General features: G+C 71.1%; 21 protein-coding genes. 11 read left to right on the top strand and 10 right to left on the bottom strand.

What is annotated here, in order from left to right:
- Positions 1-39 precede the first annotated feature (39 nt).
- Positions 40-687, top strand: coding sequence for a hypothetical protein (locus J0P97_RS08400; protein WP_215487320.1), 648 nt, complete (start codon positions 40-42; stop codon positions 685-687).
- 61 nt (positions 688-748) lie between these two features.
- Here the strand turns inward: J0P97_RS08400 and J0P97_RS08395 are convergent, their stop codons facing one another.
- The gene (locus J0P97_RS08395; RefSeq protein ID WP_215487319.1) at positions 749-2,440 is read right to left on the bottom strand and encodes a SulP family inorganic anion transporter; all 1,692 of its coding nucleotides are present in this window, start codon (positions 2,438-2,440) and stop codon (positions 749-751) included.
- Positions 2,441-2,612: 172 nt separating this feature from the next.
- On the opposite strand from J0P97_RS08395, the gene J0P97_RS15915 reads away from it, so the two are divergent.
- Entirely contained in the window at positions 2,613-3,347 is a 735-nt protein-coding gene (locus J0P97_RS15915; RefSeq protein WP_308163522.1) for a TetR/AcrR family transcriptional regulator, read from the top strand.
- 23 nt (positions 3,348-3,370) lie between these two features.
- Here J0P97_RS15915 and J0P97_RS08385 read toward each other — a convergent pair whose 3' ends face one another.
- The gene (locus J0P97_RS08385; RefSeq protein ID WP_215487318.1) at positions 3,371-4,468 is read right to left on the bottom strand and encodes an AI-2E family transporter; all 1,098 of its coding nucleotides are present in this window, start codon (positions 4,466-4,468) and stop codon (positions 3,371-3,373) included.
- On the bottom strand, positions 4,465-4,956 hold the full coding sequence (locus J0P97_RS08380; RefSeq protein WP_215487317.1) for a GNAT family N-acetyltransferase: 492 nt from the start codon (positions 4,954-4,956) through the stop codon (positions 4,465-4,467). Before J0P97_RS08380 ends, J0P97_RS08385 begins: the two co-directional genes overlap by 4 nt.
- Positions 4,957-5,029: 73 nt before the next feature.
- On the opposite strand from J0P97_RS08380, the gene J0P97_RS08375 reads away from it, so the two are divergent.
- Positions 5,030-6,385, top strand: coding sequence for a DUF2252 domain-containing protein (locus J0P97_RS08375; protein WP_308163520.1), 1,356 nt, complete (start codon positions 5,030-5,032; stop codon positions 6,383-6,385).
- Positions 6,386-6,431: 46 nt separating this feature from the next.
- On the opposite strand, the gene J0P97_RS08370 is transcribed toward J0P97_RS08375, so the two are convergent.
- The 5 genes from J0P97_RS08370 to J0P97_RS08350 form a co-directional block, all read right to left on the bottom strand.
- Positions 6,432-6,863 (bottom strand): heat shock protein transcriptional repressor HspR, encoded by a 432-nt coding sequence (locus J0P97_RS08370; protein ID WP_215487316.1) that lies wholly within the window; start codon positions 6,861-6,863, stop codon positions 6,432-6,434.
- Positions 6,864-6,865: 2 nt separating this feature from the next.
- On the bottom strand, positions 6,866-7,867 hold the full coding sequence (locus J0P97_RS08365; protein ID WP_215487315.1) for a DnaJ C-terminal domain-containing protein: 1,002 nt from the start codon (positions 7,865-7,867) through the stop codon (positions 6,866-6,868).
- Between the two features lie 15 nt (positions 7,868-7,882).
- The gene (locus tag J0P97_RS08360) at positions 7,883-8,476 is read right to left on the bottom strand and encodes a nucleotide exchange factor GrpE (RefSeq protein WP_215487314.1); all 594 of its coding nucleotides are present in this window, start codon (positions 8,474-8,476) and stop codon (positions 7,883-7,885) included.
- A gap of 10 nt (positions 8,477-8,486) precedes the next feature.
- Positions 8,487-10,358: a molecular chaperone DnaK gene (gene dnaK, locus J0P97_RS08355; protein WP_215487313.1), complete on the bottom strand. Its 1,872-nt coding sequence runs from the start codon at positions 10,356-10,358 to the stop codon at positions 8,487-8,489.
- Positions 10,359-10,569: 211 nt separating this feature from the next.
- On the bottom strand, positions 10,570-12,351 hold the full coding sequence (locus tag J0P97_RS08350; protein ID WP_215487312.1) for a DEAD/DEAH box helicase: 1,782 nt from the start codon (positions 12,349-12,351) through the stop codon (positions 10,570-10,572).
- Positions 12,352-12,437: 86 nt separating this feature from the next.
- Between J0P97_RS08350 and J0P97_RS08345 the strand changes: the two genes are divergently transcribed.
- Positions 12,438-13,856 carry an MFS transporter gene (locus J0P97_RS08345; protein ID WP_215487311.1) on the top strand — a complete coding sequence of 473 codons (1,419 nt, stop codon included), beginning with the start codon at positions 12,438-12,440 and terminating at the stop codon, positions 13,854-13,856.
- A gap of 30 nt (positions 13,857-13,886) precedes the next feature.
- Here the strand turns inward: J0P97_RS08345 and J0P97_RS08340 are convergent, their stop codons facing one another.
- Positions 13,887-15,548, bottom strand: a complete 1,662-nt coding sequence (locus J0P97_RS08340) for a BCCT family transporter (RefSeq protein WP_215487310.1) — start codon at positions 15,546-15,548, stop codon at positions 13,887-13,889.
- 136 nt (positions 15,549-15,684) lie between these two features.
- Complete coding sequence (locus J0P97_RS08335; RefSeq protein ID WP_215487309.1) at positions 15,685-16,275, bottom strand: MarR family winged helix-turn-helix transcriptional regulator; 591 nt, start codon at positions 16,273-16,275, stop codon at positions 15,685-15,687.
- A 137-nt stretch (positions 16,276-16,412) separates the two neighbouring features.
- Between J0P97_RS08335 and J0P97_RS08330 the strand changes: the two genes are divergently transcribed.
- The 7 genes from J0P97_RS08330 to J0P97_RS08300 all read left to right on the top strand — a co-directional run bounded on the left by J0P97_RS08330 (position 16,413) and on the right by J0P97_RS08300 (position 24,024).
- On the top strand, positions 16,413-17,069 hold the full coding sequence (locus J0P97_RS08330) for a winged helix DNA-binding protein (RefSeq protein WP_215487308.1): 657 nt from the start codon (positions 16,413-16,415) through the stop codon (positions 17,067-17,069).
- 163 nt (positions 17,070-17,232) lie between these two features.
- Entirely contained in the window at positions 17,233-17,991 is a 759-nt protein-coding gene (locus tag J0P97_RS08325; protein ID WP_282838184.1) for a sirohydrochlorin chelatase, read from the top strand.
- Positions 17,992-18,177: 186 nt separating this feature from the next.
- Positions 18,178-19,893, top strand: coding sequence for a nitrite/sulfite reductase (locus J0P97_RS08320; protein ID WP_215487366.1), 1,716 nt, complete (start codon positions 18,178-18,180; stop codon positions 19,891-19,893).
- Complete coding sequence (locus J0P97_RS08315) at positions 19,890-20,633, top strand: phosphoadenylyl-sulfate reductase (protein ID WP_215487306.1); 744 nt, start codon at positions 19,890-19,892, stop codon at positions 20,631-20,633. The genes J0P97_RS08320 and J0P97_RS08315 overlap by 4 nt, the downstream gene beginning before the upstream one ends.
- A complete protein-coding gene (gene cysD, locus J0P97_RS08310; protein ID WP_215487305.1) occupies positions 20,630-21,547 on the top strand; it encodes a sulfate adenylyltransferase subunit CysD in 918 nt (305 codons plus the stop codon). The genes J0P97_RS08315 and cysD overlap by 4 nt, the downstream gene beginning before the upstream one ends.
- Positions 21,544-22,872 (top strand): sulfate adenylyltransferase subunit 1, encoded by a 1,329-nt coding sequence (locus tag J0P97_RS08305; RefSeq protein WP_372449692.1) that lies wholly within the window; start codon positions 21,544-21,546, stop codon positions 22,870-22,872. Before cysD ends, J0P97_RS08305 begins: the two co-directional genes overlap by 4 nt.
- 66 nt (positions 22,873-22,938) lie before the next feature.
- Entirely contained in the window at positions 22,939-24,024 is a 1,086-nt protein-coding gene (locus J0P97_RS08300) for an ABC transporter substrate-binding protein (protein ID WP_215487303.1), read from the top strand.

Raw genomic sequence — 24,024 nt, 5'->3', positions numbered from 1 at the left:
CTTTTCGGGCCTGTCGCGCGCGCCGCCTACCCTGGACGCATGATGCGATTGCAGGCGGATGCCGACCCCGCGATCTGGGTGCCCGTCACCGGATCGTTCGGACTGCGCGGACGACGCCACCGGAAGCGCGCCATCGCGATGCTGCTGACGCACGCGGGCGCCATGATGGGCGGTCCCGGTGCCGCCGCCGGCCCCCGAGCCGGTGCCGGCCCCCGAGCCGGTCGAGGGGTCGCGGCGTGGGCGATGAGCCAAGCCGTTCCGGCGCTCCTTCGGCGGGCGGACGGGCGGGTGCTCGTCTGGGTGTGGAAGAACGATCCCGAGCGTGTCGTGGCGCTCGCGCAGGTCCAGCAGGCGACCGCGCAGCTGCGGACGGCGCGCGCGATGATGCCGATCGAGTACGACGACACAGAGGAGTTCCGCACGCCCTCCCTCGGCGCGGGCGAGAAGCTCGCGGCGCCGCTGCCGGCGACGCAGGGCGCGGGATCGGATAACCCTCCCCCGCCGCCCACCGTGACCTACACGTGGGACACCGGCTCGGCTTTCGTGACGCTGACCGCGATCGGCGGCGATCGCACGAGCTTCGGCACCGCCGAGCGCGCCCTCGACGATCTGGCCCGCTCCCTGCGTCTCGTGGACGATGTCCCGCTCGTCGGCGGGGGCGATGTGCTGCGCCTGGATCCGAGCTGACCGCACGCGGGCGGCGCGCGCAGTCCATCCGGCATCATCCCGATGATCACGGTGCCGCGCGTCAGTCGCTGCCGCCCGGCCGTCCGCGCCGCGCGTCGATCTCGTCCTGGGCGTCGGCGACGGCGACGCGCAGGCTCTTCCCGATCCACTCGGTGCCCTCGTACACGCGGTCGGGCCCGAGGTCGCCGGACAGCCCGCTGCGCCGCAGCTGCGTCAGCACGCGTTGCTCACTCGCGACGATACGGAGGCTCGCATCCACGGCGACCAGCTCCGCCGCGTAGCGGCGCAGCACGTCGATCAACGCCAATCCGATCTGATCCGTGCCCCGCAGTCTGACCACGACGGCCGCGTGGCGCGAGTCGCCGGTCGCGGCCGGGAGCTGCTTCTGCACCGTCGGGGCGCTCGCGAAGAACAGACTCCCGTACGGCTGCAGCACGAGGACCGCGCCACCGGGAACCACCCTCGGCGGGTCGGACTCGCGCATCCGGCCGTCGGCCAGCAGATCGACACGACGCACGCGCACCCGATTGGACTGCTGCACCACGAACAGGATGATCCCGAGACCCACCCCCACGAGAACAGCGAACTGCAGGGGGATCAGGAGAGTCAGCACGAACGTCACACCCATGATCGTGCTCTGCAGCGGTCCGGTCTTGAGCACCGAGTACACCCGGCTCGGTTTGATGGTCTGCACGCCGACGACGATCAGCAGTGCGGCGAGGGCCGGCATGGCGACATACGCGACCAGATCCGAGGCGACGAACAGCACGATCGCCATGACGATGCCGGAGACGACGAGCGCCAGACGCGTGCGCGCACCGGCCGCCACGATGAGCGCGGATGCCGACATCGACCCCCCGACGGGCATGCCGCGGAAGAGCCCGGCGGCGACGTTGCCGATCCCCTGGCCGAGGAAGTCCTTCGAGGGGTCGGAGGGCTTGCCGTCGACGGTCGGGATCCCGGCGGAGACCCCCGCCCCCTGGACGATGCCGACGAACGCCAGCGAGAACGCCGGGACTATGAGGAAGACCACGTCATCCAGCGATGGGAGGACAGGCAGCGGCAGGCCTCGTGGCACCTCCACGAGGTCATCCAGCACGACGACGGACGTCGACATCCAGATGTCGAGGAGCGCGGCGGCCGCGGACCCGACGACCACGGCGACGACCAGTCCCATCCCCGCGACCCTCGTGGGAGCCAGCAGCACGATGATGAGCACGGTGATCGCTCCGACGATCACCGCGCCCAGGCTCCACCGCGGAAGATGGAGGAGGACGTCGATCGTCTTGGCGATGCGGTTCGCCCCCTGCGCGCCGTACCCGGTGAAGTTGGACAGCTGCCCGAGGACGATGTTCACGCCGACGGCGGTGACGAAGCCCGTCATGACGGCGGTGGGCACGAAGCTCACCAGCCGACCCGCGCCGATCAGGGCGGCGACGATCATGATGATGCCCGTGAGGATGGCGAGGGTGTACAGGGCGCGATCGGGATCGGGCCGCGTCTCCAGCCCGGCATCGGCCACGACGAGGGACATCGCCCCCGTCGCCTGCACGGCCATGAAGGCGCTGCTCGTGAAGAAGGCCGCCCCGACCATGCCGAACAGGTAGCCGTAGAGTCCGGCGAGGGGGTTCACGCCCGCGAGCAACCCCGAAGCCAGGCCGTCGGGGACGCTCTCGACTCCGAGGACCACCCCCGCGCGCAGGTCCGCGCCGAGCGTCCGCCGTGAGAAGACCGCCCTCAGCTTCTGCCGCACGCTCACACGCTAGCGAACTGCGACCCGCGCCGGTCTCGGCATCCGCTCGGGTCACCCGGTGGGGGTGTGCTGTGTGGCCGCCCGGGCCGGAGAGGCAGACACGGAGGCGGATGGCCATTAGCCTCGAGTCCGTCCCCGCCGGGGCGTACCGCACGAGAGGAGCGTCCGGAATGTGGCCCTTCTCCCGCACCAGATCGTCCGCCGCGCCCGCACCGACGTCGCCCACGGCGCAAGCCGGAACGGGAGCGGCGTCGCATCGGACCGCCTTCCACCTCCCGAGTCCCGCGCGCCGCGGCGCCGGGGGCGCCCGCGTGGCGGGGCGAGCGACGCGCGGGAGCGCATCCTCGCGGCGGCCGCGACGGAGTTCGGCGCCCGCGGATACGATGGCGCGACGATGCGGGCCATCGCGGACGCCGCGGGCGTGGATGCGGCGCTCGTGCACCACTACTTCGGCACCAAATCGGCGCTGTTCACCGCGACGGTCGACGTGCCCGTCGACCCGTCGCAGCTGGTCGGCGCGGCCCTCGAGGGTGACCTCGATACGGCCGGCGAGCGGCTCGTGCGGCTCGTCGTGGGCCTGTGGGACTCCCCCGCGTTCCGCACCCGTGGGGTGGCGCTGCTGCGCGCGGTGATCGGCACCCGTCGCACGTCGTCGCTGCTCGTGGGCTTCGTCTCGCGCGAGATCCTGCACCGGATCGGGGAGCGCGTCGGCGGTGGACAGGATGCGCGTCACCGCTCCGCCCTGGTCGCCAGTCAGATCGTCGGACTCATCCTCACCCGGTACGTGATCGAACTCGAGCCGATCGCCTCGGCATCCGCCGACGAACTGGCCGCCGACATCGGGCCGACGATCCAGCGCTATCTCACCGGTCCCCTCGCCCGCAGTGCGGCGACGCCCTCGAGCTGACGCGCGGCACGCGCGCACGCGACTCAGCGTGCCGGATCGCCCGGGGGGCGCGCAGTCCGGTCGCCGGAGAGCCACAGCAGCCACCAGTTCTGCGGATCGCGCTCGAGGATCAGGGCGCGCGCCAGGAGAGTGAGCGGGATGGACAGGATCGCACCGAGCGGTCCGATGACGAAGGTCCAGAAGATCACCGAGAAGAAGCTCAGCGTGAGGCTGAGATCCACGGCATCCGACACGAACTTCGGCTGGACCATGACCTGCAGCGTGACGTTCACGACGCAGTAGACGGCGATGACGATGAGCATCAGCGGCCAGCCGCCGACGACGAGGGCGAGCAGCGCCGGCGGGATCAGGCCGACGACGAACCCGATGTTCGGAATGAAATTCGTGACGAAGGCGAGGATCGCCCAGACGATGGGGATCGGGATGCCGAGGGCCCACAGCGCCAGCCCGTCGATCACCGCGACGACGAGACCGAAGGTCGCGTTGACCACGTAGTAGCGACGCACACTGCGGTTGAAGGTCTGGAAGCGTTCCACCGTCGGCCGGATCCGCGGTCCGAACGTCTCGCCGGCGCGCGAGTAGCGTGCGCCGTCGGCCGCCATGAAGATCACGTAGGCGAGCACGAAGAAGAACGCGGTGAGCACGCCCAGCGCGCTGCCGCCGAGAGAGGTCGCGAAGCTCACCAGTGTCGACGGATCGAGGACCGAGTTCGCGGCATCCGTCGCCTGCTCCTGCAGCCCGAGGCTCCGCAGCCAGGCGACGAGGCTCTGAGCCGTTGCGGCCAGGTCGTCGGCGGAGTCGCGGACCAGTCCGACGAACGCGGTGCCTGCGTAGACGAGCATGGCGGCCATCGCGGCGAGCACCGCGTAGGCGACGGCGACCACCGCCGTCGTCGCGAGCCAGCTCGGCCACCCCCGCCGCTCGAGCGGGTGGCGCACGGGGTGGCAGATGATCGCGATCACCGCGGCAAGGGCGAGCGGCCCGACGAGCTCGCGGGCGAAGAAGAGCCCCGCGAGGGCGATGACGGCGGCAGCGAGGGTGAGCAGCGTCGTCAGCGCCGGGGCGAGGGCCGGCGCCGCGGGAGTGGCGGGGGTCGGGGGCGGTGTGGGGGGACGCTTCACGCGGCCAGGCTACGGGAGTCGGCGTCGAAACGGGGGCGGGTCAGAGGGCGCGACCAGGCGACCTCGCGGTGCAGCTGCCCGGTCTGTCGGAACAGCCGGACCTGGTGCGTGTCAGCGAGCGCATCGGCGAGCTCCTCCCGGTCCGCGGGCTGGAAGCCGAGGCCCTGCCAGAACGGACCCGAGCGACGACTGAACAGCCATGCCATCGTCGCTCCCTCGACGGCGGCACGCTCGAGCGCGAAGCGCGCCAGCATGCTGCCGTGCCCGCGCCGACGCTCCGCCGGGCTGACGGCGACACTCCGGATCAGCGCGTGGCGACCGTCCCCGCTGATCTCGTACCCCGTGCTCGCGACGACCCCACCCGCCCCGTCGCGCTCGACCCACAGCCGCACGCTCGGCGCATCGAGGCCGCTCAGCGTCAGATCGACTCCGGCGAGGAACGCCGTCAGCGCCTCGACATCTGCCGGGTCGCACGCCACGAGATCCACCGGTCCAGTCAACCACCCGCGCCTGTCCCCGCGGGAGACAACAGCGGGCCCGCCGCGATGCGAAGATGACGACGTGACCACGCCGCCCGCCGCCGCACCGCCGATGACCGACCCGCTCGCGACCGGGCGGGAGCGGCGGCGCACCGCGCCACGGCGCAGCCTCGGCGACCTGGTCACAGGTGGCCGAGACCCACTCGGCATCCTCGACGCGCAGAATGCGGGGCGGGTCCCCGAGCTCGTTCCGCTGCGGACCCAGCGGATGTCGGCGAGCCCGTTCGCGTTCTACCGCGGCACGGCGGCGCTCATGGCCGCCGACCTCGCGGCGAGCCCCTCCAGCGGCATCCTCGTCGCCTCCTGCGGCGACGCGCATGTCGCGAACTTCGGGTTCTACGCCTCCCCGCAGCGGACGCTCGTGTTCGACCTGAACGACTTCGACGAGGCGGCATGGGCACCGTGGGAGTGGGACCTCAAGCGCCTCGTCGCGAGCGTGATCATCGCCGGGCGGGCCACCAACCGCGACCCGGACGTCGTGCGCACGACGGCGCTCGCGACGGTGCGGACCTACGCCCGATCGATGGCGGCAGGCGTGCGGCTCAGCCCACTCGAGCGCTATTACCAGCACTTCGACGTCAGCCGGAGCCTCGGCGACCTCGACCGGCGCAGCCGCGCCGTCGTGAAGGCCGTGATGCGCGAAGCGCAGAGACGCACGGGCGAGCGCGCCGCGCGCAAGCTCACCGAGGTGGGCGAGGACGGCCGGCTCCGCTTCATCGAGACGCCGCCGACGATGACCCACGCCGCGCCGGAGATCACCGAGCGGGTCGAGGAGTACGTCGACGCCTACCGCCGGTCGACCAACGTCGACATCGCGGTGCTGCTGCAGCAGTACACGGCCTCCGACACCGCGCGCCGCGTCGTAGGCGTCGGCAGCGTGGGCACGCGGTGCTATGTCACCGTGCTGCAGGATGCCGCGGGGCATCCCCTCATCCTGCAGACGAAGGAGGCGGGTCGCAGCGTGCTCGAGGAGTACGGGCGCCAGCCTCAGCCCGACCACCTCAGCGCGGTCATCCGGGAGGGCGGCCAGGGCGCTCGCGTGGTCGCTCTGCAGCGGATCCTGCAGGGGGTCTCGGATCCCTTCCTCGGCCACATGATCACCGGCCGCGACTTCTACTTCCGCCAGTTCCGCGACATGAAGGTGAGCATCGAGGTCGAAACGCTCGAGGACCTGCCGTTCCGGCGCTACGCGCAGACGTGCGCCGCCATGCTCGCTCGCGCCCACTGCCAGTCGCCGGGCGCCGCCGCGGTCACCGCCTACATCGGCAGCGGCCGCATCATCGGCGAGGCGATCCTGGCCTGGGGCGAGGCATACGCCGACCTCTCGCGCGCCGACTATGACGCGTTCGTCGCCCGCGGCGACGGGGCGCGAGCGTAACGTCCCGGCGACCCCTCGACGAGCTCGGGGGTCGGACAGCCGGCGATCACTCGCCTTCGGGCTCCCGCGGCCGCCACACCACCAGCTCGGTCGCCCGCCGTACGCGGGTTCCGTGGCGGAGCGTCACGACGGAGCCGGTGGAGCCCGCCGCGAAGACGCGGGAGCGGCGGTCGTCCTCGGCCCGCAGCCGCGCTTCGAGCTCGGACACCTGACGGCGCAGCGCGCGCACGGTGTTCTCGAGCTCGATGAGCCGCGAGATGGCCGGCAGGCTCATCCCCTCTGCCGACAGCGCGGCCACCTCGCGCAGCTGCTTGACGTGACGGAGCGCATAGCGCCGCGACCCGCCCTGCGTTCGCGCGGGGACGACGAGGCCGAGGCGGTCGTACTGGCGGAGCGTCTGCGGGTGCATGCCCGCCAGCTCCGCCGCGACCGCGATCGCGAAGATCGGGGCCTCCTCGTCCACCTCGACGTCCGTCATGGCTACTCCCGCGCCTTGCTCATGAGATCGGCCCGCGGGTTCTCCCGAGGCTCGAGCTCGTGGAAGCGCTCGAGCGCCTCCTTCGCCTTCTCATCCAGGTGCGTGGGAACCGCGACCTGGACTTCGGCGAGCAGGTCGCCCGTGCCCTTGGACGAGGCCACGCCGCGCCCCTTGACGCGCAGCACGCGACCCGACGGGGTGCCGGGCGCCACGCGCAGCTTCACGGGGTCACCACCCAGCGTGGGAACCTCGATGGTCGCGCCCAGCGCGGCCTCGGTGAAGGTCACCGGAACAGTCACCCGCAGATTCAGCCCATCGCGCGTGAAGACCGGGTGCGGACGCACCGTCACCTGCACGACGATGTCGCCGGCCTCGCCGCCGTCGGGCGAGGGACGACCCCGCCCGCGCAGCCGGATCTTCTGCCCGTCGGCGACCCCCGCGGGGATCTTCACCTTGAACGGCTTGCCGTCCTCCCCCGCGAGGGAGATCGTCTCCCCACGCACCGCGGTCTGGAAGTCCAGCGTGGTCCGCGCCGTGACATCCGCCCCGCGCTGCGGGCCGCCGTACCCGCGGAATCCGCCGGTCGACTGACCGAAGCGGCCCGACCCGAACCCTCCGGGCGCCTGCTGCTGACCGAACATCGCGAACAGGTCGTCGAAGTCGGCGCTCTGATACGACCCGCCGCCGCGGCCGCCGCCGAAGCGGCTGAAGACATCCTCGAACCCGCCCGCGCCGCCGGACCCGGGCGCCTGGAACCGGGCGCTGCCCGATCCCATCGCACGGATCTGGTCGTACTCCTCACGGTGATCCTTGTCGGAGAGCACCGAGTAGGCCTCGCTGATCTCCTTGAACTTCGCCTCCTTGGCGGCGTCCCCCTGAGTCGAATCCGGGTGGTACTGACGCGCCAGCTTGCGATACGCCTTCTTCAGATCGGCCGCAGAGATGTCCTTGGACACCCCGAGCACCTTGTAGAAGTCCTTGTCGAACCAGTCCTGACTGGCCATCGGCACCCCCTCCCGTTACTCGGCGGAACCGGCGACGACGACCTTCGCCGGGCGCAGCTCGATGTCGCCCAGACGGTAGCCGACCTCGACCACGTCGAGGATCGTTCCATCCTCGACGCCTCCGGGGTTCGGGGCGTAGAAGATCGCCTCGTGCTGCTTCGGGTCGAAGACGTCACCGGCGACACCGTACGTCTCGACGCCCAAGCGGGCGACGACGCCGCGGAGCTTCTCCGCGATGACGGCGATCGCCGATCCCTCAGCGAGGTCGCCGTGCTTCTCGGCGCGGTCGAGGTCGTCCAGGACCGGCAGCAGCCCCTTCGCCACCGAGCCCTTGGCCCGGGAGATCTCGACCTCGCGCTGCTCCTCGGTGCGCCGACGGTAGTTGGCGTACTCCGCCTGCACGCGCTTGAGGTCCAGCAGCAGGTCGCGGTCCTCCGGCGACGCGTCGGCCGCGGCGGCGTCGTCGGTCTGCGGCGCGTCGATGATGTCGTCGACGGTGAGCTCGTCCCCGTCGGTCGGGTTGTCCCCCTGCGACTCGGGGTCGGATGCCGTGGCATCCGACCCCTCGTCACCGGGGACTTCGGTGTTCTCGAAGTCCTTGTCGCTCATGATCCGATTCTTACTTCTTCTCGTCCTCGTCGTCGACGACCTCGGCGTCGATCACGTCCTCCTCGGGGTTCGGCACGGAGCCGTTCCCCGGGTCGGCGACGGTCGGGTCGGCCGGCTCGCCCTCCGCCTGCGCGGAGGCGTAGATCGCCTCACCGAGCTGCTGCTGCGAGGCGTTGAGCTTGTCGAACGCGTTCTTCACGGCATCCTCATCCTCGCCCGCGAGCGCGGTCTTCAGCGCGTCGACGTCGGCCTGGACGGAGGTCTTCACCTCGGCGGGGAGCTTGTCCTCGTTGTCCTTGATGAGCTTCTCGATGGAGTACGACAGCGTCTCGGCCTGGTTGCGGACCTCGGCCTGCTCGCGGCGGGTCTTGTCCTCCGCGGCGTGCTCCTCGGCCTCGCGCACCATGCGCTCGATGTCGTCCTTCGGCAGCGACGAGCCGCCGGTGATCGTCATCGACTGCTCCTTGCCCGTGCCCTTGTCCTTCGCGGACACGTGCACGATGCCGTTCGCGTCGATGTCGAAGGTGACCTCGACCTGCGGGATGCCGCGCGGCGCCGGCGCGATGCCGGTCAGCTCGAACGTGCCCAGCGGCTTGTTGTCGCGGGTGAACTCGCGCTCGCCCTGGAAGACCTGGATGGCGACCGACGGCTGGTTGTCGTCGGCGGTCGTGAAGGTCTCGCTGCGCTTGGTCGGGATGGCCGTGTTGCGCTCGATCAGCTTCGTCATGATGCCGCCCTTGGTCTCGATGCCGAGGCTCAGGGGGGTCACGTCGATGAGGAGGACGTCCTTGCGCTCGCCCTTCAGGACGCCGGCCTGCAGGGCGGCGCCGACGGCGACGACCTCGTCCGGGTTCACGCCCTTGTTGGGCTCCTGTCCGCCGGTGAGCTGCTTCACGAGCTCGGTGACCTGCGGCATGCGCGTCGAGCCGCCGACGAGCACGACGTGGTCGATGTCACCGACCTTGATGCCCGCCTCGGCGATGACGTCGTTGAAGGGCTTCTTCGTGCGGTCGAGGAGATCCTTGGTGAGATCCTCGAACTTCGCGCGGGTCAGCGTCTCGGACAGCGACACGGGGCCCGAGTCGGTCAGCGACAGGTAGGGCAGGTTGATGGAGGTCGACGTCGAGGACGAGAGCTCCTTCTTCGCCTGCTCGGCAGCCTCCTTGAGGCGCTGCAGAGCGATCTTGTCACCCGAGACGTCGACGCCGGTCGTGTCCTTGAACTGCTTGATCAGGTAGTCCACGACGCGCTGGTCCCAGTCGTCGCCGCCGAGCCGGTTGTCACCGGCGGTGGCGCGCACCTGGATGGTCGAGAAGTCGTCGTCCTTGCCCACCTCGAGCAGCGACACGTCGAACGTTCCGCCACCGAGGTCGAAGACGAGGATGAGCTCGTCCTCCTTGCCCTTGTCGAGGCCGTACGCGAGGGCCGCGGCGGTGGGCTCGTTGATGATGCGCAGGACGTTGAGGCCGGCGATCTCACCGGCATCCTTCGTCGCCTGGCGCTCGGCGTCGTTGAAGTAGGCGGGGACGGTGATGACGGCGTCGGTCACCGAGTCGCCGAGGTACGTCTCCGCGTCGCGCTTGAGCTTCTGCAGGATGCGCGCCGAGATCTCCTGCGGCGTGTACTGCTTGCCGTCGATCGACTGCGTCTTCCAGTCGGTGCCCATGTGGCGCTTGACCGACGAGAGCGTGCGGTCGACGTTGGTGACGGCCTGGCGCTTGGCGGTCTCGCCGACGAGCACCTCGCCGTCCTTCGTGAACGCGACGACCGAGGGGGTCGTGCGGAAGCCTTCGGCGTTGGCGATGACCTTCGGCTCGCCGCCCTCGAGGACGGAGACGACGGAGTTCGTCGTACCGAGGTCGATACCCACTGCACGTGCCATGTGTGTTTCTCCTTGTTCGGTGATCATGGAAGTCTGCGAGTTGAGTCGTAAAGGCTCAACTTGTGATGGATGCCACGTTACCGACCTCGAAGCGGAGTGTCAAGTGAACTTGATATGAATCGGCTCAACTCTCGCGTGAGCCCGCCTGCCCGTCTCCCGGCAGCACCGGTTCGCAGGCGTCGAAAGGCGACGCCTGCGAAGGGCGGACGGGTCAGTCGCGAGGGCGGCGATCCGGGCGGTCGCCCCGGTCGGGGCGCTTCGCGGAGCGCTGGAACCTGTCGGGCTTGATCTCGATGAGGCGGCCGCTGATGCGCGTGTTCGCGAGCCGTTCCAGCGCCCCGCGCGGCAGGTCGGCGGGGAGCTCGACCAGCGAGAAGTCCGGCCGGATCTGGATCGCACCGAAGTCCTCGCGGCGGAAGCCGCCCTCGTTCGCGAGCGCGCCGACGATCTGACGCGGCTCGACCTTGTGACGCCGGCCGACCTCGATGCGGTACGTCGCCGTCGCGCCGCCGCTGCGCTCGCGGCGGGGCCGGTCGCCGCGGTCGCCGCGGTCGCCCCGATCTCCCTGATCGCGGTCCCGGGTGCGGTCGCGGTCGAAACGGTCGCGGTCGCGGCGCGCGGGCTCGTCGTCGGCGGCATCCAGCAGCAGCGGCGTCTCACCCTGAGACACGACCGCGAGCGCCGCGGCGACATCGGCCTCGGGCACGTCGTGGTGCGTCACGTAGTGGTTGATGATGTCGCGGAAGCGGTCGATGCGGGCGGTGTCGGCGAGCGCGGCGGTGATCGCGTCGTCGAAGCGGGTGAGGCGAGTCGCATTGACGTCGTCGGCGGTCGGAAGCGCCATCTCCGTCAGCGGCTGGCGCGTCGCCTTCTCGATGGAGGTCAGCATGCGTCGCTCACGCGGGGTCACGAAGCTGATCGCGTCCCCCGAGCGTCCCGCGCGGCCGGTGCGCCCGATCCGGTGCACATACGACTCGGTGTCGATCGGCAGGTCGAAGTTCACGACGTGGCTGATGCGCTCGACGTCGAGGCCGCGCGCGGCGACATCCGTCGCGACGAGGATGTCGAGCTTGCCGTCCTTGAGCTGGTTCACCGTGCGCTCGCGCTGCGCCTGCACGACGTCGCCGTTGATGGCCGCCGCGGTGTAGCCGCGGGCCCGGAGCTTCTCGGCGAGCGTCTCCGTCTCGTTCTTCGTGCGGGTGAAGACGATCATGCCCTCGAAGTTCTCGACCTCGAGGATGCGCGTGAGGGCGTCGACCTTCTGCGGGTACGAGACGACGAGGTAGCGCTGGGTGATGTTGGTCGCGGTCGAGGTCTTCGCCTTGACGTTGATCTCCTCGGCATCCTTCAGGTACGTGCCCGCGAGGCGGCGGATCTGCGCCGGCATGGTCGCCGAGAAGAGGGCCACCTGCTTGCCGGCGGGGGTGTCGGCGAGGATCGTCTCGACATCCTCCGCGAAGCCCATCTTGAGCATCTCGTCGGCCTCGTCGAGCACGAGGAAGCGGAGCTCCGACAGGTCGAGCGTGCCCTTGTCGAGATGGTCCATGATGCGGCCGGGCGTCCCCACGACCACGTGCACGCCGCGGCGGAGCGCCGACAGCTGCTGGCCGTAGCCCTGCCCGCCGTAGACGGGGAGGACGTGCACGCCCTTCAGATGGGCGGCGTACGACTCGAACGCCTCGCAGACCTGCAGCGCCAGCTCGCGGGTGGGCGCGAGGACGAGCGCCTGCGGGGTCTTCTGCGAGAGGTCGAGCTGCGAGAGGATCGGCAGCGCGAACGCCGCGGTCTTTCCCGTGCCGGTCTGAGCCGTACCGAGCACGTCACGGCCGGCCAGCAGCGGCGGGATCGTCGCCGCCTGGATCGCCGAGGGGGTCTCGTACCCGACATCCTTCAGCGCTTTGAGGACGGGCGCGTCGAGCCCCAGGTCGGCGAAGGTGGGGGTCGTCGGAGCGCTGTCGGTCTCGGCCTGATCGGGCGCGGTGTCGGATGCCATGTGACCACGGTATCCGCCCGCACGGCCATAGTCTGGGCAGGCACCGTGACGGCGTCGTCACCACCTGTTCATCGAAGGGCTTCAGCATGACCGACATGGACCCCTCCCGCACCCCTCCGATGCCCGCCGACACCCGCGCACTGGGCGCCATCGGCGAGGTCTTCCAGGACTCGAGCGCGGACCGCGAGGTGCCCCGGCGGCAGGTGCGGTCGTGGGCGATGTGGGACTGGGCGACCCAGCCGTTCAACTCCGTCATCCTCACCTTCGTCTTCGTCTCGCTCTACCTCGTGTCCGACACCTTCCTGCCGGCGGACATCGCCGCGCTCGCGAAGGATGACCCGGTCAAGGAGCGCGCCCTCGCCGACCTGTCGAGCGGATACGGGCTCATCTCCACCCTCGCGGGCATCCTGATCCTGCTGGTCGCACCCGTCCTCGGACAGCTCGCCGACCGCGCCGGCCGCAAGAAGCGCTGGCTGCTGGTCACAACGGTGCTCCTCGCACTCGTCCAGTTCAGCCTCTTCTTCGTCTTCGCCGACCCCGTGTACTTCTGGTACGGGGCGATCATGGTCTCGATCGGCGCCGTCATCTCCGAGATCGCGGGCGTCAACTACAACGCCCTCCTCGTGAGCGTGTCGACGCCGCGAACGGTGGGGCGCGTGAGCGGCCTGGGCTGGGGACTCGGCTACATCGGCGGCATCCTGGCGCTCGGCATCGTCATCTCACTGACCTTCGCCGACTGGTTCGGCATGGACACCTCGGGCGGACTCGCCTACCGGCTCATCGCGGTCGGCTGCGCCGTCTGGACCGTCGTCTTCTCGATCCCCCTGTTCCTCAACGTCCCCGAACCTCCGGCGCGCGGGGGCACCCCGCAGCGGATCAACATCCTCGCCGCCTACCGTGAGCTCATCCGCGACATCGTGCGGCTGTTCCACGAGCACCGCCCGACCTTCTGGTTCCTCGTCGCCAGCGCGGTCTACCGCGACGGCCTCGCGGGCGTGTTCGCGTTCGGCGGCGTCCTCGCCGCCGTGGGCTTCGGGTTCTCCCCGAACGAGGTCATGATCTTCGGCATCGCCGCGAACCTCGTCGCCGGGGTCTCGACCATCATCGCCGGGCGCCTCGACGACCGGTTCGGCGCCCGCGCGGTGATCGTCACCTCCCTCACCGGCCTCGTCGTGATCGCATTCGCCGTGTTCGCGCTGCACGACGGCGGCAAAGCCCCGTTCTGGGCGGGCGGCCTTCTGCTGTGCGCGTTCGTGGGACCGGCGCAGGCGGCATCGCGCTCCCTGCTCGCCCGGGTCACGCCCGCCGGGATGCAGGGCGAGATCTTCGGCCTCTACGCCACGACCGGCCGCGTCGCGAGCTTCATCTCCCCGGCGATGTGGACCCTGTTCATCGCCCTGTTCGGCGCCACCTACTGGGGCATCCTCGGCATTGCGCTGGTGCTTCTCGCCGGACTCGTGCTGCTGCTGTTCGTGCGCCTGCCGCGCCACGTCCGCCCGAGCTGACCCGCGCCCGGGATGCCCCGGGTCGAGGGTTCAGGACGGCGGGCGCCGTCGGGAACGCAGCCAGCCGGGCATCCGGACGCCCTGCTCGTTGCCCGACTCGACGTCCAGCCCGTACCGCTCGCCGACGTAGTCGACGAGCTGGGCGCGCTCTGCGCGTTCGTACACACGACGCTCGCGGCGGAAGGCGATCACGGTCGCCCAGCAGATCAGGAGCATGACGACGCTGAAGGGCAGCGCGATCGTGATCGCCGCGGTCTGCAGCGCCGACAGTCCTCCGGCGAGGAGGAGCGCCACGGCGAGCACCGCGGTCGCGAGGGTGAAGAACACGCGGATCCAGCGCTTCGGCTCGGCATCTCCGCCCGTCGCGATCATGCCCATCACGAGCGCACCGGAGTCGGCGGAGGTGACGAAGAAGACGCCGATCAGGATGATCGCGCCGATGGTGAGCACCTGCGTCGCCGGCAGATGCTGGAAGAGCTGGAACAGCGCGCCCTGGAGGTCCACCGAACCGTCGGCGGCGAGCATCGACCCGGGCTCCCGCATCTCCTGCGCGAGCGCGGAGCCGCCGAGCACGGCGAACCACAGCACGCCGACGAGCGTGGGCACGACCAGCACGCCGAGGACGAACTCTCGGACGGTGCGTCCCTTGCTGACACGGGCGATGAAGATCCCCACGAAGGGGGCCCAGGAGATCCACCAGCCCCAGTAGAAGGAGGTCCAGGCCGCCTGCCACTGCTCGCCCGCCTCCCCCTGGAACGCGCTCACGGTGAAGCTCAGCCCCACGAAGTTCTGCAGGTAGGCGCCGATCGACTGGACCCACTCCCGCAGCAGGTACTCCGTCTGCCCCACGAAGAGGACGAAGACGAGAAGCACCCCCGCGAGGATCAGGTTGCCCGTCGAGAGCCACTTCATGCCGCGACCGACGCCGGAGAGGACCGAAAGCAGGACGAAGACCGTGATGACCCCGATGATGAGGATCTGCATGAACGTGTCGGGGCTGCCGAACCCGGCGGCATCCAATCCCGCGCCGATCTGCAGCACGCCGAGTCCGAGCGAGGTGGCGACGCCGAAGACCGTTCCGACGAGGGCGAGCGCGTCGATCACGTTGCCCCACGTGCCCCGCACGCGCTTGCCCAGGAGCGGCTCGAGGGCCCAGCGGATCGAAACCGGACGCCGCCGCCGGTGAATCGCATAGGCGAGGGCCACCCCGATGACGACGTAGATCGCCCACGCCTGCACGCCCCAGTGGAGATACGTCTGCACGAGCGCGCTCTGGGCGAGTTGCGCGTCGGTCCCCGAGACGCCGGGGCGCGGGGAGATGAAGTGGCTGAGCGGCTCGCTGACGCCGTAGAAGACGAGGCCGATGCCCATGCCCGCGGCGAACAGCAGCGAGAACCACGCCCCGGTCGAGAACTCCGGCTCGTCGTCGTCCTTGCCCAGTTTGATGTCGCCGAACCGACTGAACCCGAGGACGAGGACGAACGCGACGAAGAACGCCGCGATGAGGACGTAGTACCAGCTGAAGGTGCGGACGATCGTGGCCTGCATCGCGGCGAAGGTCTCCTCGGCCACCTCGGGCACCGTGATCGCGAACGCCGCGACGCCGACGATCACGATCGCCGCAGGCCAGAACACCCAGCGGGCGAGAGGACGGGAGGCCAGCGGATCTGCGGCCGGGAGTGACTCGGTCATCCTTCAACGGTAGCGAGTCATCGTGCGCCGCCGGGGACGGATGCCGGGGCTTGCGCGGATCGCGGCGCGTGTGCTCGGCGTCGGGACGGGGTCTGCTGTGATCGCGTGCGGCGGTGACGCGCCCGGCGGCGGCGGGTCAGCGGTGATCGGGCCAGGCGTCGGCCAGCTTGCCGAGGAGCCGGGCGAACTCGGCCCGCTCCTCGGGAGTGAAGTCCGACAGCGCCTGCGACAGGTGCTCGCGGCGCTGCCCCCGGAACCCCCGCGCGACCCGCATCCCGTCATCCGTCAACGCGATCCGCGTGCGGCGCGCATCGTCGGGGTCGGCCTCGCGGCGCAGCAGCCCCATGTCGACGCCCTGCTGCACGAGGCGCGAAGCGCGCGGCTGGTCGACGCCGATCGCCGCGCCCACCTCGCTGACGCTGAGCGGTCCGGATGCCGCGGCCAGCGTCTCGAGGAGCCGCATCCGCGCCGGGCCGCCGATCCGCGCCCCCGGCGGGGTGGCATCCCGCTCGCCGCGCATCCAGCCGTGGCCCGGGTGGCCGTGCCCGCGGGCGAAGCCCGCTCCGCCGCGGCCGAACCCGCCGGGGCCGCCCGCGCCGGACGAGCCGCCCGGTCCCCCGGGGCCGCCGTCGGGGCCGGTCGGCCCGAATCTCCCGGGGCCCCGACCGCGCAGGCGCGACAGGGCGGCGGCGATGGCGTCGAGCTCGGCGGGCGTGGGTTCGGTCATGGCATCCAATTTACATGCGACTTGACATGCTTCGAGATTGCATGTCATACTGCATGTGCATGCACTATTACATGCTTCGAGCGGCTCCGACGGAGACGCCCCCACACCTCACCAGACATCACCCGAAAGGACTCCTCATGGAGAACATCGACACCACAGCCACCACCCCCCTTCCGTTCGGCCGCCTCGTGCGCGTCGTGGACCACCTCATCGCTCGGGAGTTCGACACGGCCTTCCGAGCCGAGGACGTCTCGCGGCGCGACATGCGTCTGCTGACGCTCCTCGCCGACGACACCACGGCGCCCGCCGTGACCGCGCGCATGGCGCGACACAGCAGCAAGAAGCTCCACCGCCTCGCCGAGCGGGGCTGGATCACCCAGGTCGACGGAGCCTGGCGCCTGAGCGACGAGGGGCGTGCCGCACAGGCCCGGCTCTCGGAGCGCATCTCCGACATCCGCACCCGCCTCGGCGCGGCCGTCTCGGACGAGGACTTCGCCACCACCACGGCGAGCCTCGAGGCGATCGCTCGCGAGCTCGGCTGGGACCCCGACGAGCGGACGCCGCGGCCCGGCCGCGAGTTCGGCCCGCGCCGCCACGGATTCGGCCCCGGCTTCCGCGGGGGCTTCGGCCCCGGCTTCGGCGGGCACGGCTTCGGGCCCGGCTTCGGCGGGCACGGATTCGGCCCCGGAGGCCGCCACGCGGGCCAGGCTCACGCCGAGCGAGCCTTCGAGCGCGGGTTCGAGGCCGGTTTCAGCCGCGGCGCGGCCTCCCACGAGGCCTCCCGCGGAGCCTGAACCGGCGCTGAACCGGGCTTGAGTCGGGGCCTGCGCCCCGGCTCAGGCCGCGATCCGGGCTCCGACTCGAGCTCGGCCGCACCGCGGAAGCCCCCACCGCGGCATGCGTCGGCGTATGACACGACGACTGCCGCAACGGCCTGCCACCGGTGAGAATGGCCGGGTGACGGCCCTCCTCGCGATCTCGCACGGCACCGGCGATCAGGCCGGCCAACACGCCGTCGCCACCCTCGTCGGCGCCGTGGCGGCGCGGCTTCCGGATGTCGTCGTCCGCCTCGGCCACGTCGATGTGCAGCAGCCCGACGTCGCCACTGCCCTCGCGCACCTTCACGCGGCGCCGGTCGCCCTCGTTCCGCTTCTCCTGTCGGCCGGCTACCACGTGCACGTCGACCTGCGCCGCGCCACCCGCGATCGCCCCGACGTGCGCGTCGCGCCGGCCCTCGGCCCGGACCCGCGCCTCGTGGACGTCCTGGTGCAGCGCCTGCAGGAGGCGGGGTGGGATGCCGCGTCATCCGCGCCCGACGACGCCGTCGTCCTGGCGGTCGCGGGCTCGAGCGACGAACGGGCGAACGAGGACTGCCGCGTCGTCGCACGCCTGCTGGCGGAGCGGATCGCCCGGCCGGTCGAGGTCGGCTTCCTCGCGGCCGCCCACCCGCGCCTGCGCGACGCCGTCACAGCGGCGCAGAGCCGCACCGCACGCCCGGTCGCGGTTGCGACGTATCTGCTCGCTCCGGGCTACTTCCACGACCTCGCCGTCCGCGAGGCTCCCGGAGCGATCGTCGCGCGGCCCCTGCTGGATGCCGATGCGCCGGCCGCCGCGCTCGTCGACCTCGTCGTCGACCGCTTCCTCGCCGCCGACCCCCATCGCACGGCGAGCGCCGGTGCACAGAGGCACATCGAAGGCCCCGCCGCCGGAGTGTGACGCCGTGTGACGGCCGGTGACGCACCGTGTCGCACACCGCGACAGCGGCGCCCCCGTGTTCCTACCCTCCTGAAAGGGTCGAGCCGACCCGCGCACGCAGAGCGCACGAAGAGGAACGCCATGACCACCAGCGAGACCGAGACCCGCGAACCGGGCGACGCCGCCGCGCGCGCGACCGCGCGGGACATGCGGGATGCCGCGACGCGCCCCACCCGCGATGCGTCGCGCCCCCCTCGCCCGGCATCGAAGCCGAACGGCCAGTGGAAGATCGACGGCACCGCCCCGCTGAACGCCAACGAGGAGTGGAAGCAGGTCGACGACGGCCTCGCCGTCCGCGGCCGCATCGAGAACATCTACGCGAAGGGCGGCTTCGCGTCGATCGATCCGACCGACCTCCACGGCCGGTTCCGCGTGTGGGGTCTCTACACCCAGCGCAAGCCCGGCATCGACGGGGGACGCACGGCGACGCTCGAGCCGCACGAGCTCGAGGACGAGTACTTCATGCTCCGCGTGCGCATCGACGGCGGTCAGCTCACGACCGAGCAGCTGCGCGTGATCGCGGGGATCTCGCAGGACTTCGGCCGCGGGACCGCCGACCTCACCGATCGCCAGAACATCCAGCTGCACTGGATCGAGGTCGAGTCGATGCCCGAGATCTGGCGCCGCCTCGAGGCCGTCGGACTCGGCACCACCGAAGCATGCGGCGACGTGCCGCGCGTCATCCTCGGCTCGCCCGTCGCGGGCATCTCGGCCGCCGAGCTCATCGACCCGACGCCGCAGATCGAGGAGATCCAGTCCCGCTTCATCGGCGATCCGACGCTGTCGAACCTGCCCCGCAAGTTCAAGTCGGCGATCACCGGGCATCCGAGCCAGGATGTCGTGCACGAGATCAATGACGTCGCCTTCGTCGCGGTGCACCATCCCGAGCTCGGCATCGGATACGACCTCTGGGTGGGCGGCGGCCTGTCGACCGCGCCGCGCCTCGGCGAGCGCCTCGGCGTGTTCGTCGCGCCCGAGCGCGTCGCCGACGTGTGGCACGGCGTCGCCCAGATCTTCCGCGACTACGGGTACCGCCGCCTGCGGAACAAGGCACGGCTGAAGTTCCTGCTCGCCGAGTGGGGCACCGAGAGGTTCCGACAGGTGCTGCAGGACGAGTACCTCGGTCATGCCCTGCCCGACGGCCCCGCGGCCCCGAAGCCGGAGACGCCGGGAGACCACATCGGCATCCACCGCCAGAAGGACGGGCGCTTCCACGTCGGTGTCACGCCGATCGTCGGACGGGTCTCCGGTCCGACCCTCGAGAAGCTCGCCGACCTCATCGAAGCGCACGGCTCGGCCCGGCTGCGGACGACACCGCACCAGAAGCTCGTGATCCTCGACATCCCGGAGGACCGGGTGCCCTCCCTCGTCGCGGGCCTCGACGACCTCGGGCTCTCGGTGCGTCCGAGCCTCATCCGCCGCGGCACGATCGCGTGCACGGGCATCGAGTTCTGCAAGCTCGCGATCGTCGAGACGAAGGCGTACGCCACCGCCGCGGTCCTCGACCTCGAGGAGCGGCTCGACCGGTTCGAGCTCCCCCACCAGATCTCGCTGCACGTGAACGGATGCCCCAACTCCTGCGCCCGCATCCAGACGGCCGACATCGGGCTGAAGGGCCAGCTCGTCACGATCGACGGCGAGCAGGTGCCCGGCTACCAGGTGCACCTGGGCGGAGGGCTCGCCTCGCAGGACCGCGACGAGGCCGGCCTGGGCCGGACGGTCCGCGGCCTGAAGGTCGCCGCGGACGGCATCGCCGACTACGTCGAGCGGGTCGTCACCCGGTTCCTCTCCGATCGCGACAGCGAGATCGACGAGACGTTCGCCCAGTGGGCGCACCGCGCCGACGAGGAGGCGCTCGTATGAGCGTCTCGCTCGCGCCCCGCGCGACGACCCGCCGGAGCGCCGATGAGCTGCGCGCTCTCGCCGAGGAGGGGAACGCGTTCCTCGGCAGCCTGACGGATCACGAGGCATCCGCGCAGGAGATCATCCGCTGGGCGGCGGAGCACTTCGCGCCCGAGGCGGCCGCCGTCGCCTGCTCGATGGCGGATGCCACGCTGCCGCACCTCGTCGCAGCGGACCTCCCCGGCGTCGACGTCCTCTTCCTCGACACGGGCTACCACTTCACCGAGACGCGCGCGACGCGCGACGAGGTCGACCGGGTGCTGGACGTGCGCATCGTCGATGTGCTCCCCGCGCAGTCGGTCGCCGAGCAGGATGCCGCCTTCGGCGAGCGCCTGTACGAGCGCGACCCCGCGCTGTGCTGCGCCCGGCGCAAGGTCGAGCCGCTGCAGGAGGCCCTCGGCGGCTACGAGGTGTGGTTCACGGGCGTGCGCCGCGACGAGGCGCCGACCCGTACGCAGACCCCCCTCGTCACCTGGGATGAGCGCAACGGGCTCGTCAAGGTGAACCCCCTCGCCGCGTGGAGCTTCGATGAGGTGCTGGGCTACGCGGCCGACCACAAGGCGCCGGTCAACCTCCTCGTCGGATTCGGCTACCCCTCGATCGGATGCGCGCCCTGCACCCGCCCGGTCGCCGCCGGCGAAGATCCCCGATCCGGCCGATGGGCCGGCACCTCGAAGACGGAATGCGGGCTGCACGAATGAGCACCGACCTGGCCACCCCGACGCGCCTGAGCACCCTCGACACGCTCGAGGCGGAGGCGATCCACATCATCCGCGAGGTCGTCGCCGAGTTCGAGCGCCCTGTGCTGCTGTTCTCCGGCGGCAAGGACTCGGTCGTCGTCCTCCACCTCGCGACGAAGGCGTTCCTCCCCGGCAGGGTCCCCTTCCCCGTCCTGCACGTGGACACGGGGCACAACTTCCCCGAGGTGCTCGCGTTCCGCGACGAGACCGTCGCGCGGCTCGGGCTCACCCTCCATGTGGCGCGCGTGCAGGACTACCTCGACGACGGGCGGCTGCACGAGCGCGCCGACGGCACCCGCAACCCGCTGCAGACGCAGCCGCTCCTGGATGCCATCGCCGCAGGCCGCCACGACGCGGTCTTCGGCGGCGCACGCCGCGACGAGGACAAGGCCCGCGCGAAGGAGCGGATCATCTCCCTGCGCGATGAGTTCGGACAGTGGGATCCCCGCAACCAGCGGCCCGAGCTCTGGTCGCTGTACAACGGGAGGCACACGCCCGGCCAGCACGTGCGCGCCTTCCCGATCTCGAACTGGACCGAACTCGACATCTGGCGCTACATCGAGCGCGAGGGCATCGCGCTGCCGCCGCTCTACTTCGCGCATGAGCGCGACGTGTATTCCCGCGACGGCATGTGGCGGGCAGTGGGCGAGGCATCCCCTGCCCGCGCGGAGGAGGATGTCGTCCGACGCACCGTCCGCTACCGGACGGTCGGCGACATGAGCTGCACCGGAGCGGTCGAATCGGATGCCGCGGACGTGGCCTCCATCGTCGCCGAGGTCGCCCGCACGACCCTCACCGAGCGCGGCGCCACGCGCGCCGACGACCGCCTCTCGGAGGCGGCGATGGAAGACCGCAAGAAGGACGGGTACTTCTGATGACCACGACCATTCCCACCTCGGAAGACACCGCCACGCTGTTCCGCTTCGCCACCGCCGGCTCGGTCGATGACGGCAAGTCCACGCTCGTCGGGCGACTCCTGCACGACTCGAAGGCGATCCTGGCCGACCAGCTCGAGCAGGTGCAGCGCACCTCCGCCGAGCGGGGATTCGCGCACGGCGCGTTCGACTTCGCGCTTCTGACCGACGGCCTCCGCGCCGAGCGCGAGCAGGGCATCACGATCGACGTCGCCTACCGCTACTTCTCGACGGGTGCGCGCTCGTTCGTCCTCGCCGACTGCCCGGGTCACGTGCAGTACACGCGCAACATGGTCACCGGCGCGACGACGGCGGACGCCGTGATCGTCCTGATCGATGCCCGCAAGGGCGTCCTCGAGCAGACCCGCCGGCACCTCGCCGTCGTCGCGCTCCTCCGGGTGCCGCATGTCATCGTCGCGGTGAACAAGATCGACCTCCTGGACTTCGCGGAGGATCGCTTCCACCCGGTCGCGGAGGACGTGCGCCGCGTCGCGGCGGAGCTCGGCATCCTGGAGGTGCATGTGCTCCCGGTCTCCGCCCTCGAGGGCGACAACATCGTCGACCGGTCGGAGCGGACCCCCTGGTACGACGGTCCCGCGCTCCTCGAGCTCCTCGAGTCGCTGCCCTCCATCGACGAGCGGGAGAGCGCGGCCGACCCGTTCCGCCTTCCGGTCCAGCTCGTCCTGCGCCCGCAGGGCGGTCTCGCGCCGCACCTCGCCGCCGATCCCGATGCCGCCGAGCGCTACCGCGACCACCGCGCGTTCGCTGGGCGCGTCGCCTCGGGCACGGTCCGCGTCGGCGACCGCGTGAGCGTGTTCCCCTCGGGCGTCGAGACGACGGTCACCGCGATCGACGTCGCCGGGTCGCCCGCCGAGGAGGCGGTCGCGTCGCAGTCCGTCGCGATCCAGCTCAGCGACGAGGTGGATGCCGCGCGCGGCGCCGTCATCGCCGCGGCGGGAACGCTCCCCGCACCCACCCGGATCGTCGAGGCGGAGCTCTTCCAGCTCGACGCGCGGCCGCTCCTGCCGGGCGCCAAGGTGCTCGTGAAGCACGGCACCGCGACGGTGCAGGCGCTCATCGCGGGCATCGTCTCGCGACGCGACCTCGACACGCTCGCGCACGAGCCGGCACATCAGCTCGCGGTCAACGACATCGGTCGTGCGACGCTGCGGCTGGCCGCCGATCTCCCCCTCGAACCGTACGAGACGAACCGCGCGAGCGGCTCGTTCCTCGTCATCCACCCGCTCGACGGCGCCACCCTCGCCGCCGGCACCGTCCCGGCCTGACGCCGGGGCATCCGCACGACCCGCACCACCGCACGACCCCACTCATTCGCAGAAGGAGGCGAACCGATGAAGAACACCCGAATCCTCACACTCACCGCACTGGCTGTCGCCGGGATGATGGCCCTCACCGGCTGCGCCTCGCAGGCATCCGCCGACGCCGGCGCCTCCCCCGCCGCGACCGGCGCGGGCACGCCCGCGACCGAGCTCCGCCTGGGCTATTTCGCGAACGTCACCCACGCGCCGGCCCTCATCGGGCTGCAGGAGGGCCTGTTCGAGAAGGAGCTCGGCGACACGACGCTCACGACGCAGGTCTTCAACGCCGGCCCCGCGGCGATCGAGGCCCTCTCCGCCGGTGCGATCGACGCGACCTTCATCGGGCCGAACCCGTCGATCAACACGTTCATCCAGTCCCAGGGCGCGTCGGCACGGATCGTCGCGGGTGTCGCGACCGGCGGCGCGGCGCTCGTCGTCCGCGACGGGATCAGCTCTCCCGCGGACCTCGCCGGCGCGACGCTCGCCTCCCCACAGCTGGGCAACACGCAGGATGTCGCGCTCCGCAGCTGGCTGAAGGACGAGGGCTACTCGACCGACACCACGGGCGGCGGCGACGTCCACGTCACCCCGACCGAGAACGCGCAGACGCTCACGCTGTTCCAGCAGGGTCAGCTCGACGGGGCATGGCTGCCCGAACCGTGGGTGTCGCGGCTCGTCGTCGACGCGGGCGCGAAGGTGCTCGTCGACGAGGCGGACCTCTGGAAGGACGGGGCATTCCCCACGACCGTCCTCCTCGTGCGCAAGGACTTCCTCGAGGAGCACCCCCAGACCGTCGAGGCGCTCGTGAAGGGCAACCTCGACGCGATCGCCTGGATCGGGGACAACCCCGACACGGTCGGGGCGGAGATCAACAAGAAGCTCACGGCCGACGCGGGCAAGGGGCTCAGCGACGCGGTGCTCGCGCGCGCGCTCGAGCACGTGACGTTCTCCGCGAACCCGCACGCCGAGACCTTCCAGCAGCTGGTCGACAACGGGCTCGCCGCGGGCACGCAGAAGAAGGGCTCCATCGACGGCCTCTTCGACCTGCGCATCCTCAACGGCCTCCTCGGCGCGGACGGCCAGGAGACCGTCTCGGCCGACGGTCTCGGCGAGGACTGA

Source organism: Microbacterium flavum, assembly GCF_018717645.1.
In the GTDB taxonomy this organism is placed as follows: Bacteria; Actinomycetota; Actinomycetes; order Actinomycetales; family Microbacteriaceae; genus Microbacterium; species Microbacterium flavum.
The sequence above is the reverse complement of the archived record's forward strand: the minus strand, read 5'-3'. Positions and strand labels throughout refer to the sequence as shown.

What these genes read in the sequence shown, in the direction of transcription:
- J0P97_RS08400 (WP_215487320.1), top strand. Translation starts at nt 40, where the DNA reads ATGATGCGATTGCAGGCGGATGCCGACCCCGCGATCTGGGTGCCCGTC.
- J0P97_RS08370 (WP_215487316.1), bottom strand. Translation starts at nt 6,863, where the DNA reads ATGACGGACGTCGAGGTGGACGAGGAGGCCCCGATCTTCGCGATCGCG.
- J0P97_RS08365 (WP_215487315.1), bottom strand. Translation starts at nt 7,867, where the DNA reads ATGGCCAGTCAGGACTGGTTCGACAAGGACTTCTACAAGGTGCTCGGG.
- J0P97_RS08360 (WP_215487314.1), bottom strand. Translation starts at nt 8,476, where the DNA reads ATGAGCGACAAGGACTTCGAGAACACCGAAGTCCCCGGTGACGAGGGG.
- dnaK (WP_215487313.1), bottom strand. Translation starts at nt 10,358, where the DNA reads ATGGCACGTGCAGTGGGTATCGACCTCGGTACGACGAACTCCGTCGTC.
- J0P97_RS08350 (WP_215487312.1), bottom strand. Translation starts at nt 12,351, where the DNA reads ATGGCATCCGACACCGCGCCCGATCAGGCCGAGACCGACAGCGCTCCG.
- J0P97_RS08345 (WP_215487311.1), top strand. Translation starts at nt 12,438, where the DNA reads ATGACCGACATGGACCCCTCCCGCACCCCTCCGATGCCCGCCGACACC.
- J0P97_RS08340 (WP_215487310.1), bottom strand. Translation starts at nt 15,548, where the DNA reads ATGACCGAGTCACTCCCGGCCGCAGATCCGCTGGCCTCCCGTCCTCTC.
- J0P97_RS08335 (WP_215487309.1), bottom strand. Translation starts at nt 16,275, where the DNA reads ATGACCGAACCCACGCCCGCCGAGCTCGACGCCATCGCCGCCGCCCTG.
- J0P97_RS08330 (WP_215487308.1), top strand. Translation starts at nt 16,413, where the DNA reads ATGGAGAACATCGACACCACAGCCACCACCCCCCTTCCGTTCGGCCGC.
- J0P97_RS08320 (WP_215487366.1), top strand. Translation starts at nt 18,178, where the DNA reads ATGCGGGATGCCGCGACGCGCCCCACCCGCGATGCGTCGCGCCCCCCT.
- J0P97_RS08315 (WP_215487306.1), top strand. Translation starts at nt 19,890, where the DNA reads ATGAGCGTCTCGCTCGCGCCCCGCGCGACGACCCGCCGGAGCGCCGAT.
- cysD (WP_215487305.1), top strand. Translation starts at nt 20,630, where the DNA reads ATGAGCACCGACCTGGCCACCCCGACGCGCCTGAGCACCCTCGACACG.
- J0P97_RS08300 (WP_215487303.1), top strand. Translation starts at nt 22,939, where the DNA reads ATGAAGAACACCCGAATCCTCACACTCACCGCACTGGCTGTCGCCGGG.